The sequence below is a fragment of the Streptomyces sp. NPDC001904 genome, from assembly GCF_040297005.1.
In the GTDB taxonomy this organism is placed as follows: Bacteria; Actinomycetota; Actinomycetes; order Streptomycetales; family Streptomycetaceae; genus Streptomyces.
In genome coordinates this window covers 189093-200803 of the sequence record NZ_JBEOYI010000009.1, presented here as the reverse complement: position 1 = coordinate 200803, position 11711 = coordinate 189093, and the positions used below count along the sequence as shown (strand labels likewise).

The window sequence follows — 11711 nt, the reverse complement described above, 5'->3', positions numbered from 1 at the left end:
CCGCGTCGGGCGGGCAAGCCCGCGGCGCCCGCCCGGGAAGCGGCGCCCGGCCCTGCCCTGACACACTGGACCCGCACTGACCAGCAGGACGAACGACAACGAACGACGACGAACCACGACGACGGACAAGGACCGGGAACCGAGATGACCCGCGTGATTGCCGGGCGCGCAGGCGGACGCCGGCTGGCCGTGCCGCCGGGGAACGGCACCCGCCCCACCTCCGACCGGGCGCGCGAGGGCCTCTTCTCCACCTGGCAGGCCCTGCTGGGCACCCTCGACGGCACCCGCATCGCCGACCTCTACGCGGGCTCCGGGGCCGTCGGCCTGGAGGCGCTCTCCCGCGGCGCAGCGCACGCGCTGCTCGTCGAGGCCGACGCCAGGGCCGCCCGCACCGTCCGCGAGAACATCAGGGCGCTCGGCCTGCCGGGAGCCGAGGCACGTACCGGAAAAGCGGAACAAGTCGTCGCGGGTCCGCCGCCGGCCACACCCTACGACCTGGTCTTTCTCGACCCGCCGTACGCCGTCTCCGACGACGATCTTGGGGAGATCCTGCTCACACTCCGGACTCAGGGGTGGCTCGCGGACGAAGCGCTCGTCACCGTTGAACGCAGCACCAGAGGCGGCGAATTCCGGTGGCCGGACGGGTTCGAGGGGCTGAGGTCCCGTCGATACGGCGAGGGCACGTTTTGGTACGGTCGCGCCGCCTTGAACACCACCCTCACGTGCGACGACGCACGATGACCGGACCGGAGAGCGAGGGACTTCCCGTGCGCCGCGCAGTCTGTCCCGGGTCGTTCGACCCCATCACCAACGGCCACCTCGACATCATCGCCCGCGCCTCGAAGCTGTACGACGTGGTGCATGTCGCGGTGATGATCAACAAGTCCAAGCAGGGACTTTTCACCGTCGACGAGCGCATCGAGCTGATCCGCGAGGTCACCGGCGAGTTCGGCAACGTCGAGGTGGAGGCGTTCCACGGCCTCCTCGTCGACTTCTGCAAGCAGCGCGACATCCCCGCCATCGTGAAGGGGCTGCGGGCCGTCAGCGACTTCGACTACGAGCTGCAGATGGCCCAGATGAACATCGGCCTCTCCGGCGTGGAGACGCTCTTCGTCCCCACCAACCCCACCTACAGCTTCCTGTCCTCCTCGCTCGTCAAGGAGGTCGCGGCCTGGGGCGGCGACGTGTCGCACCTGGTCCCGCCGGTGGTGCACGCGTCACTGACCGAGCGCCTCCCCAAGAAGTGACACGCACACACCAGTTGGGCATACAGTCGTCCCGTCCGTCTCCAACACCCCTCACATTCCTGTGAGCAGACGAGAGAGTGGCGAGCACACGGTGGACGTGCAGAAGAAGCTCGACGAGATCGTCGCCGCGGTCGGGAACGCCCGCTCCATGCCCATGTCGGCCTCCTGCGTGGTCAACCGCGCCGACCTTCTCTCGATGCTCGAAGAAGTGCGCCAGGCGCTGCCCGGCTCCCTGGCGCAGGCCCAGGAGCTCATCGGCGGCCGCGAGCAGATGGTCGAGCAGGCCCGCGCCGAGGCCGACCGGATCATCGAGACCGCGCACGCCGAGCGCGGCACCCTGATCTCGGACACCGAGATCGCCCGCCGCTCGCAGAACGAGGCGGACCGGATCCTCGGCGAGGCCCGGCAGGAGGCCGAGGAGGTGCGCGCGGAGGCCGACGACTACGTCGACTCCAAGCTGGCCAACTTCGAGGTCGTCCTCACCAAGACCCTCGGCTCGGTCGGCCGCGGCCGAGAGAAGCTGCTCGGCACCGGCCCGGGGGCCGACGAGCAGGGCTACGTGGACCCCGAACTGGACGACGCTCCCGAGCGCAGCCACGACCCCGAGACGCTGCGCCGCGACGCCGACGCCTACGTGGACGTGAAGCTCGGCGCCTTCGAGGCGGTGCTCGCCAAGACCCTGGAGGCCGTCGGCAAGGGCCGCCAGAAGCTGCACGGCCGGATCGCCAGCGACGACCTGGGCGCGCTGCACACGGACGGCGAGGGCGGTGCGCAGGCACACACCAGCGACGCCGACTACCTCGCGGGCCTCGCGGAGATCGGCGGCCAGGACCTCCAGCCCGCCGCGCAGGAACCCCCGGCACCGCAGACTCCGCAGATCCCGGCACAGCAGCCCGCGTACGCACAGGACGTGCAGCAGGATCCGTACGGATACCAGCAGCAGGACCCGTACGCGGCGCAGGCCCAGCAGGACCCCTACGCCGTGTACCAGCAGCAGGATCCGTATGGGTACCAGCAGCAGGACCCGTACGCGGCGCAGGCCCAGCAGGACCAGTACCAGTACGGCTACCACCAGGAAGCCCAGCAGCCCCAGGCCGCCGCCCTCGACGAGACCAGCCTCTTCGACACCAGCATGATCAGCATGGATCAGGTGCGGGAGTACGAGCGGCAGTACGACCAGGGCCGCTGAAGCCGGTCGGATCCCGGTCGTGCCAAGGTGGCCGGGACCGGATTGGGCCGTGAGCGAATGGTCCAGTATCCTGGCTGTTCGGTCGCGCGTACACGTGCGTTCCGAGCTGCCCGGATTGATTCTCCGGAGCTTCTTCACGAACCTCGAAGATCGAAAGCAGGACCAGCCCTGAATACCCACCTCGACCACCGCAACCCTCTCGTGTTCGACACACACGAGCTGGGCCGGCGTCCTGGTGCCATGCAGCGGCTGTCCCGCACGGTCGACGCTCCCAAGGACCTCGGTATCCAGGGAGTCATCGCGGTGCCGGAAGGCGCCCCGGTGGAGATCGAGCTCCGCCTGGAGTCGGTCATGGACGGTGTGCTTGTCACAGGTACCGCCCGTGCATCGGCCGAGGGGGAGTGCGTAAGGTGTCTGGAGCCGCTCGGCCTCGAGGTCGACGCGGACTTCCAGGAGATGTTCTCGTACCCTGACGCCGACGACCGGGGCCGCGTAAAGGCGGAACCGGGCGACGACGCCGAGGACGACGAGGACAGGCTCTTTCTCGAGGACGGCCTGTTCGACCTCGAGCCTGTGCTGCGTGATGCGGTGGTGCTCGCACTGCCGATGCAGCCGGTGTGCCAGGAAGACTGCGAGGGTCTGTGCTCCGAGTGCGGAGTGCGGCTTTCGGACGAGCCGGGCCACCACCACGACGCCGTCGACATCCGTTGGGCGGCATTGCAGGGACTCGCTGGCACCATCCAGGACGGCGAGAAGGACGAGATGAGCGGCGCCGAAGCACAAGCGGGCGTCGACGAGAAGCAGGAGAAGTAGCCGTGGCTGTTCCGAAGCGGAAGATGTCGCGCAGCAACACGCGCCACCGCCGGTCGCAGTGGAAGGCTGCGGTCCCCACCCTGGTTTCGTGTGAGCGTTGCCAGGAGCCCAAGCTGCAGCACATCGCGTGCCCCGCTTGCGGCACCTACAACAAGCGCCAGGTCCTCGAGGTCTGAGCGGCTGGTGAGAGGCACAGTGGCTAGCCATAAATCGGCGGATGACGCCAAGAAAAAGGCGGACACCACAGCCTCGTCCCACACGCTTCTGGAAGGGCGGCTCGGGTACAAACTCGAGTCCGCCCTTCTGGTGCGTGCCCTGACACATCGCTCGTACGCGTACGAGAACGGTGGCCTGCCGACCAATGAGCGGCTGGAGTTCCTCGGGGACTCCGTGCTCGGCCTGGTCGTCACGGACACCCTGTACCGAACCCACCCCGACCTGCCCGAGGGCCAGCTGGCCAAGCTGCGGGCCGCGGTGGTCAATTCGCGTGCGCTTGCGGAGGTCAGCCGTGGGCTCGACCTGGGTTCCTTCATCCGGCTCGGCCGGGGCGAAGAGGGCACGGGCGGCCGGGACAAGGCGTCCATCCTTGCCGACACCCTTGAAGCGGTGATCGGCGCCGTCTATCTGGACCAGGGTCTGGACGCGGCGGGTGAGCTGGTGCACCGGCTCTTCGACCCGCTGATCGAGAAGTCCTCGAATCTGGGTGCCGGCCTGGACTGGAAGACCAGTCTCCAGGAACTCACGGCGACCGAGGGGCTCGGCGTTCCCGAGTACCTCGTCTCCGAGACCGGACCGGATCACGAGAAGACCTTCACTGCTGCCGCCCGCGTCGGAGGCGTCTCGTACGGCACCGGCACCGGCCGCAGCAAGAAGGAAGCGGAGCAGCAGGCAGCGGAGTCCGCCTGGCGGGCCATCCGGGCCGCCGCGGACGAGCGGGCCAAGGCCGCCGCGTCCGAGGGGGCGGGTGCCGACAGCGCCCCCGGGGCGTAGCTCTTCGTTTCCTGGAGCGCCCGTTCCCACCGGTTTCCGCCGGTGGGGGCGGGCGTTTTTTCTATCGTTGTCGTCTGCGGGCCGGTGGGGGCTGGTCGCGCAGTTCCCCGCGCCCCTTCGGGGCGCAGTACGCCATGGAGGATTTGTGCCGGAACTTCCCGAAGTCGAAGTGGTGCGGCGGGGGCTCGCGCGGTGGGTGGCGCGGCGGACCGTGGCCGACGCCGAGGTGCTGCACCCGCGTGCCGTGCGGCGGCACATCGCGGGCGGTGACGACTTCGCGCACCGCCTCAAGGGGCAGCGGATCGGCGAGCCGAGCCGGCGCGGCAAGTACCTCTGGCTGCCGCTGGAGACGACCCGCACGTCCGTGCTCGCACACCTCGGCATGAGCGGGCAACTGCTGGTGCAGCCGCACGACGCCCCGGACGAGAAGCACCTGCGGATCCGGGTCCGGTTCGACGACGACCTCGGCACCGAACTGCGCTTCGTCGACCAGCGCACCTTCGGCGGCCTGTCCCTGCACGACACCACCCCCGACGGGCTGCCCGACGTCATCGCGCACATCGCCCGCGACCCGCTCGACCCGCTCTTCGACGACGCCGCGTTCCACGACTCCCTGCGCCGCAAGCGCACCACCATCAAGCGCGCGCTGCTCGACCAGTCGCTCATCAGCGGAGTCGGCAACATCTACGCGGACGAGGCACTCTGGCGCGCGAAGCTGCACTACGAGCGCCCCACCGCCACCTTCACGCGCCCCCGCACGACCGAACTCCTCGGCCACATCCGGGACGTGATGAACGCGGCGCTCTCGGTCGGCGGGACCAGCTTCGACTCCCTCTACGTCAACGTGAACGGGGAGTCGGGCTACTTCGACCGGTCCCTCGACGCGTACGGCCGGGAGGGACTGCCCTGCCGGCGGTGTGCCACGCCGATGCGGCGCCGCCCGTGGATGAACCGGTCCAGCTACTTCTGCCCGCGCTGTCAGCGGCCGCCGCGCGACGCGTCGTAGCGCTCGCGCGCCACCAGCACGTCGTCCATGCGGCCCTCGACGAACTCGATGAGGGCCAGCAGCCTGCCGGCCACCTCGTGGCCCAGCGGGGTGAGTTCGTAGTCGACGCGCGGCGGGTTCGTCGGCTGGGCCTCGCGGTGCACCAGACCGTCGCGCTCCAGCGCCTGCAGCGTCTGGGACAGCATCTTCTCGCTCACGCCATCGACCCGGCGGCGCAGCTCGTTGAACCGGAACGAGCCCTCGTGCAGCGCCCCGAGCGTGAGGGCGCCCCAGCGGCCGGTGACGTGCTCCAGCGTGCCGCGCGACGGGCAGGCCCTGGCGAACACGTCGTAGGCACTCTCCGGGACGCTGACGGTGGCGCTGTCGGTCGAGGTCATACGCGCAGCATACTCCCGGTTAGCGCCTTCCCGGGGGGTGCGCTAACCGGGAGTAAGTGGGGTGGGCCCCATGCCCTAAGGGCTGTCCTAGTACCCGAAGTCCTGCGTCCACCACGGGCCGCCGGAGCCGAAGTGCACTCCGACGCCGAGGGTCTTGAAGTCGCAGTTGAGGATGTTGGCCTTGTGGCCCTCGCTGTTCATCCAGGCATCCATCACGGACTGGGCGTTGGCCTGTCCGCGGGCGATGTTCTCGCCGCCCAGATTGGTGATGCCGGCCTTCTTGGCACGGTCCCACGGCGTCGCGCCGTCCGGGTCCGTGTGGTCGAAGAAGTTCCGCGCGGCCATGTCCTCGCTGAAGTCGCTCGCCAGCGCGGCGAGGCTGCTGTCCGCGGTCACCGGGGAGCAGCCGACCTTGGCGCGCTCCTGGTTGACGAGCGTGAGCACTTGGGCCGCGGCCGCCGCCTCGTCGGAGGTGGTCGTGGCCGCCCTCGCGACGGGGGCCGAGGTCTTCGCCGGGGCCGGCGCCGACGGGCTCGCGCTCCGCGGCTTCGTGGCGGTGTCGGAGGTCTTGGTCTCGGCCGGGGCCTTCGACGGCTTCGCGGACGGCTCGGCCGACTCGGCGGACTTCGAGGGAGCGGCGGACGGGGAGGCCGAGCGCTGGTCGTCCCGGCTCGCGGCGGACTCCGAGGCGCGGTCCTCGACCGTGCCGTCGGTGCCGCCCTGCGCCTCGACGCCGGGAGAGCCCGCGGACTGCACCTTGGTGCCGCCGTGGTCGCCGCCGAGCTTGAAGGTGTCGGCGCCCGGGATCAGCCCCGAGGCCACCGCGACCGCACCCATCGCCACGCACGCCGAGGCGCCGAGCAGGCCGGTGCGCAGCGGGACGCCGTCGCGCTTCTTGCGGCGGCGGTGGGCGTGCCCGCGCGGCGGGTCGTCGGACCCGCCGGCCGCGGACACGGTGCCGTACGCGGCCGTGACGGTCTCGTCCTGCGGCGCGTAGGGCGACGTGGCGTACGAGGACGGCGCCGAGGCGTACGCGGAGTGCCCGGGATGTGAGGGGTACGAGAAGGTCTGCTCCTCGTGCGCCCCAGCGTGATCAACGCCGTACGTCCCGCCGTATGCTTCGGTGTACCAGCCCTCGGAGTGCTGCTCCTCCGGAGTGCCCGCGGCGCGGCCCGTGGCGGCGCGGCCGGCGTCGGAGCGTCGGTGGCGTCCCATGATTGTGGCCTTCCTCGATCCTCGCGGTCGTCGATGTAGCTCACCCGTACGGGTGAGACTCATCGGTCCGCGACGGTACCCCAGAACGCAAGGGGAGGAAGTGCTCAGAGAGCAATTGCCCGGTTAGCGTGCAGCCATGAATGAAGATGTGCGCCTGGTCGCGTGGGTGCGAGGACGCGTCCAACGTGTGGGTTTCCGCTGGTTCACGCGGGCGCGGGCTCTGGAGATCGGCGGTCTGAGTGGTTTTGCTCTCAATTTGGACGACGGTCGTGTGCAAGTGGTCGCCGAAGGACCGCGCACGGAATGTCAGCAACTGCTCGACTGGCTCGACGGCGACGACACACCCGGCCGCGTCGACGGTGTCACCGAGATCTGGGACACACCCCGCGGCGGCTACGACGGATTTGCCATTCGCTGAACCGTCCCCGCAGGCAGCCGGAAGACGGGCGCCGCGGAGGTGCCGTGGGCAACTGCTCCGGGCAGAAACGCCCTGGTGGTTGCCAACGCGGGGGAGTCGTGGCAGGCTCCGGAAGAACGGATGATCTCCACGCCCCCAGGGCCCCGACGGTCCGGCCGCGCCGCACGATCCACGGCGCAGAGCCCCCGGGATGCCCGCCAATACGGGGTGTGATCGTGTTGACCGTCAAACTTTTTGGTGAGACTCTGGAATCCCCGCGCACCTTAGCTGTTTGGCATGTGAGAACAGCCAGCAAGACAAGAAGTGCCAAGCACCGCGGGTGCGTTTTCCCTCTCGACCCTCACGACCCACCATCGCTACGGTCGGTCACTCAGTGTGGAGGACCACTCATCATGGCAAAGGCGCTTCTCGGTTACGTCGGCGGCAGCGACCCGCGACTTCTCGCCGAGATGCGACGGCTCCAGCAGCGTGTCCAGGACCTGGAATCCGAGCTCGGTCGGATCCAGGCGGAGAACGACGCGCTCGCGGCTGCCGCTTCTCACGACGCTCTCATCGAGGTCGACGTACCCCAGGCGGAGCCCGCGCTCACCTGACCGCATTCAACGGCGCACGCGGTCCGGCTGCTCGTAACCACCGCTTGACAGAGCAACGCAACAGATATGCAAGGGACGCTTCGGCGTCCCTTCTTTCTTCCTCCCGGGCCTGCTCCGGTCTGTGAACCCCCGCGCACCGAAGCGCTTTCTTAACGTCTGATGTGCCCTGCACTTTCATCCGTGAAACCGTGGGTTCATGGAGTGAGACAGGGGTGCCCGGTAAAGTCCGACGGCGTGCACCTCAAGGCTCTGACCCTGCGCGGGTTCAAATCGTTCGCCTCGGCCACCACGCTGCGGTTCGAGCCGGGCATCACCTGTGTCGTGGGGCCCAACGGCTCGGGCAAGTCCAATGTCGTGGACGCCCTGAGCTGGGTCATGGGCGAGCAGGGTGCCAAGTCACTGCGCGGCGGCAAGATGGAGGACGTCATCTTCGCCGGCACCACCGGCAGGCCGCCGCTCGGCCGCGCCGAGGTGTCGCTGACCATCGACAACTCCGACGGGGCACTGCCCATCGAGTACGCCGAGGTCACCATCACGCGGATCATGTTCCGCAACGGCGGCAGCGAGTACCAGATCAACGGTGACACCTGCCGCCTCCTCGACATCCAGGACCTGCTGTCCGACTCCGGCATCGGCCGCGAGATGCACGTCATCGTCGGGCAGGGACAGCTCGACTCCGTGCTGCACGCCGACCCCATGGGCCGCCGCGCCTTCATCGAGGAGGCCGCCGGCGTCCTCAAGCACCGCAAGCGCAAGGAGAAGGCGCTGCGGAAGCTGGACGCGATGCAGGCCAACCTCTCCCGCGTCCAGGACCTCACCGACGAACTGCGGCGGCAGCTCAAACCGCTCGGCCGGCAGGCGGCCGTCGCCCGGCGGGCCGCTGTCATCCAGGCCGATCTGCGCGACGCGCGGCTGCGGCTGCTCGCCGACGATCTCGTACGGCTGCGGGAGGCGCTCAGCGCCGAGGTAGCCGACGAGGCCGAGCTGATGCGGCGCAAGGGGGCCGCGGAGGACGAGCTGAAGAAGGCCCTGCTGCGCGAGGGGCACCTGGAGGACGAGGTCCGGCAGCTGACCCCGCGGCTGCAGCGCGCGCAGGAGACCTGGGTGGAGCTGTCGCAGCTGGCCGAGCGGGTGCGCGGAACCGTCTCGCTGGCCGACGCGCGGGTGAAGAGCGCGCGGTCCGCACCCGCCGAGGAGCGGCGCGGCCGCGACCCCGAGGACCTGGAGCGCGAGGCCGCCCGGGTGCGGGAGCAGGAGGCCGAGCTGGAAGCCGCGCTGGAAGCGGCGCAGACCGCCCTCGACGAGACGGTCTCCCACCGGGCCGACCTGGAGCGCGACCTGGCGGTCGAGGAGCGCCGGCTCAAGGACGTCGCCCGCGCCATCGCCGACCGCCGCGAGGGCCTGGCCCGCTTGCAGGGGCAGGTCAACGCGGCGCGCTCACGGGCCGCCTCCGCCCAGGCCGAGATCGACCGGCTCGCCGCCGCGCGCGACGAGGCCGAGCAGCGGTCCGTCGCGGCGCAGGAGGAGTACGAGCAGCTCAAGGCCGAGGTCGACGGGCTCGACGCGGGCGACGAAGAGCTGGGGGCGCGTCTGGAGGAGGCGAAGACCGGGCTCGCCGACGCCGAGTCCGCGCTGTCCGCGGCCCGGGAGGCCGCCACCTCCGCCGAGCGCAAGCGGGCCGCCGTCGCCGCCCGCCGCGAGGCACTGGCGCTCGGGCTGCGCAGGAAGGACGGGACGGGGGCGCTGCTCGGGGCGAAGGAACGGCTGAGCGGGCTGCTCGGACCCGCCGCCGAACTGCTCTCCGTGACACCCGGCTTCGAGGTACCCGTGGCGGCGGCCTTCGGGGCCGCGGCCGACGCCGTCGCCGTGACCTCGCCGACCGCCGCTGCCGAAGCGATTCGCCTCCTGCGCAAGCAGGACGCGGGACGCGCCGCCCTGCTGCTCGCGGGGGACGCCTCCTCCGGTGAGCAGGAGGACGGGAGGGCCCCCGGGCAGGAGGGCGGGCCGGACGGCCCGCCGTCCGCCGCCGAACTCGTCCGTGGCCCTGCCGAGTTGCTGCCCGCGGTGCGCCGGCTGCTGCGTGGCATCGTCGTCGTCGGGACCCTGGAGGACGCCGAGGACCTGGTCTACGCCCGGCCCGAGCTGACCGCGGTGACCGCCGAGGGCGATCTGCTCGGCGCGCACTTCGCGCACGGCGGGTCCGCCGGAGCGCCCAGCCTCCTTGAGGTCCAGGCGTCCGTCGACGAGGCCGCCGCCGAGCTGGAGCAGCTGGCCGCCCGGTGCGAGGAACTGGCCGAGGTCCAGCACGCGGCGGGGGAGCGGCGCAGGGGGTGCGCCGCGCTCGTCGAGGAGCTGGGGCAGCGGCAGCGGGCCACGGAGCGGGAGCGCTCCGGCCGGGCGCAGCAGCTCGGGCGGCTCGCCGGACAAGCGCGGGGTGCCGCGGGCGAGGCCGAGCGCAGTGCGGCCGCGGCGGCCAAGGCGCAGGACGCGCTGGAGAAGGCCGCCATGGACGCGGAGGAGCTGGCCGAGCGGCTCGCCGTGGCCGAGGAGCAGTCCGCCTACGGCGACGGGGACGAGGAGCCGGACACGTCCGTCCGCGACCGGCTCTCCGCCGACGGGGCCAATGCCCGGCAGACGGAGATGGAGGCCCGCCTCCAGGTGCGGACGCACGAGGAGCGGGTCAAGGGGCTCGCCGGGCGCGCCGACTCCCTCGACCGGGCCGCCCGCGCCGAACGTGAGGCACGCGCGCGTTCCGAGCGGCAGCGGGCCCGGCTGCGGCACGAGGCCGTGGTCGCCGAGGCCGTCGCCTCCGGCGCCCGGCAGCTGCTGGCGCACGTCGAGGTCTCCATCGCCCGGGCCGACGCGGAGCGCACGCTCGCCGAGCGGGCCAAGGCCGTACGGGAGCAGGAGCTCGTCGCCGAGCGGGGGCGCGGCCGGGATCTCAAGGCGGAACTCGACAAACTCACGGATTCAGTTCACCGCGGCGAGGTACTAGGAGCGGAGAAGCGGCTGCGGATCGAGCAGCTGGAGACCAAGGCGCTGGAGGAACTGGGTGTCGAACCGGCCGGACTCGTCGCGGACTACGGTCCCGACAAGCTCGTGCCGCCCTCGCTCCCCGCCGAGGGCGAGGAACTGCCGGAGGACCCGGAGCATCCGCGCAACAAGCCGCGGCCGTTCGTCCGTTCGGAGCAGGAGAAACGGCTCAAGTCCGCCGAGCGCGCCTATCAGCAGCTGGGCAAGGTCAACCCCCTTGCGCTGGAGGAGTTCGCGGCGCTCGAAGAGCGTCACAAGTTCCTCAGTGAGCAGCTGGAGGACCTGAAGAAGACCCGTACCGACCTCCTTCAAGTGGTGAAGGAGGTGGACGAGCGCGTCGAGCAGGTCTTCACCGAGGCGTACCGGGACACGGCCCGGGAGTTCGAGGGCGTCTTCAGCCGGCTGTTCCCGGGCGGTGAGGGACGGCTGATCCTGACCGACCCCGACAACATGCTCACCACGGGCGTGGACGTCGAGGCCCGCCCGCCGGGCAAGAAGGTCAAGCGGCTGAGCCTGCTCTCCGGCGGTGAGCGTTCGCTGACCGCCGTGGCGATGCTGGTCTCCATCTTCAAGGCGCGGCCCAGCCCGTTCTACGTGATGGACGAGGTCGAGGCCGCTCTCGACGACACCAATCTGCAGCGTCTGATCCGCATCATGCAGGAGTTGCAGGAGGCTTCGCAGCTCATCGTGATCACGCACCAGAAGCGCACGATGGAGGTCGCCGACGCGCTGTACGGCGTCTCCATGCAGGGCGACGGGGTGTCGAAGGTGATCAGCCAGCGGCTGCGGTAGACCCCCGGCCGGCGGTGGCTCTCAGAGTCTTCACGGAC

Annotated in this window: 12 protein-coding genes; 10 read left to right on the top strand and 2 right to left on the bottom strand. The window is 70.6% G+C overall.

The features are described from left to right. Positions 1 to 144 precede the first annotated feature (144 nt). From rsmD to mutM, 7 genes are all read left to right on the top strand, one after another. A complete protein-coding gene (gene rsmD, locus ABT127_RS17615) occupies positions 145 to 741 on the top strand; it encodes a 16S rRNA (guanine(966)-N(2))-methyltransferase RsmD (protein WP_351450338.1) in 597 nt (198 codons plus the stop codon). Positions 742 to 767: 26 nt separating this feature from the next. Continuing rightward, entirely contained in the window at positions 768 to 1247 is a 480-nt protein-coding gene (gene coaD / locus ABT127_RS17610) for a pantetheine-phosphate adenylyltransferase (protein WP_181512748.1), read from the top strand. A gap of 91 nt (positions 1248 to 1338) precedes the next feature. After that, complete coding sequence (locus tag ABT127_RS17605; RefSeq protein ID WP_351450580.1) at positions 1339 to 2436, top strand: F0F1 ATP synthase subunit B; 1098 nt, start codon at positions 1339 to 1341, stop codon at positions 2434 to 2436. A 114-nt stretch (positions 2437 to 2550) separates the two neighbouring features. After that, entirely contained in the window at positions 2551 to 3249 is a 699-nt protein-coding gene (locus ABT127_RS17600; protein WP_502971726.1) for a YceD family protein, read from the top strand. A 2-nt stretch (positions 3250 to 3251) separates the two neighbouring features. Continuing rightward, positions 3252 to 3425: a 50S ribosomal protein L32 gene (gene rpmF / locus ABT127_RS17595; RefSeq protein WP_030361955.1), complete on the top strand. Its 174-nt coding sequence runs from the start codon at positions 3252 to 3254 to the stop codon at positions 3423 to 3425. Positions 3426 to 3432: 7 nt separating this feature from the next. Further along, the gene (gene rnc / locus ABT127_RS17590; protein WP_351450333.1) at positions 3433 to 4239 is read left to right on the top strand and encodes a ribonuclease III; all 807 of its coding nucleotides are present in this window, start codon (positions 3433 to 3435) and stop codon (positions 4237 to 4239) included. A gap of 145 nt (positions 4240 to 4384) precedes the next feature. Beyond that, entirely contained in the window at positions 4385 to 5245 is an 861-nt protein-coding gene (mutM, locus tag ABT127_RS17585; protein ID WP_351450330.1) for a bifunctional DNA-formamidopyrimidine glycosylase/DNA-(apurinic or apyrimidinic site) lyase, read from the top strand. Here mutM and ABT127_RS17580 read toward each other — a convergent pair. Beyond that, positions 5218 to 5622: a winged helix-turn-helix transcriptional regulator gene (locus tag ABT127_RS17580; protein WP_351450327.1), complete on the bottom strand. Its 405-nt coding sequence runs from the start codon at positions 5620 to 5622 to the stop codon at positions 5218 to 5220. The genes mutM and ABT127_RS17580 overlap by 28 nt on opposite strands. A gap of 87 nt (positions 5623 to 5709) precedes the next feature. Further along, positions 5710 to 6837, bottom strand: coding sequence for a CAP domain-containing protein (locus ABT127_RS17575; RefSeq protein ID WP_351450325.1), 1128 nt, complete (start codon positions 6835 to 6837; stop codon positions 5710 to 5712). A 136-nt stretch (positions 6838 to 6973) separates the two neighbouring features. On the opposite strand from ABT127_RS17575, the gene ABT127_RS17570 reads away from it, so the two are divergent. From ABT127_RS17570 to smc, 3 genes are all read left to right on the top strand, one after another. Further along, positions 6974 to 7255, top strand: a complete 282-nt coding sequence (locus ABT127_RS17570) for an acylphosphatase (RefSeq protein ID WP_351450323.1) — start codon at positions 6974 to 6976, stop codon at positions 7253 to 7255. A 392-nt stretch (positions 7256 to 7647) separates the two neighbouring features. Beyond that, positions 7648 to 7848, top strand: a complete 201-nt coding sequence (locus tag ABT127_RS17565) for a hypothetical protein (protein ID WP_111668230.1) — start codon at positions 7648 to 7650, stop codon at positions 7846 to 7848. Positions 7849 to 8082: 234 nt separating this feature from the next. After that, the gene (gene smc / locus ABT127_RS17560; protein ID WP_351450320.1) at positions 8083 to 11673 is read left to right on the top strand and encodes a chromosome segregation protein SMC; all 3591 of its coding nucleotides are present in this window, start codon (positions 8083 to 8085) and stop codon (positions 11671 to 11673) included. The last annotated feature ends 38 nt before the right edge of the window (positions 11674 to 11711 follow it).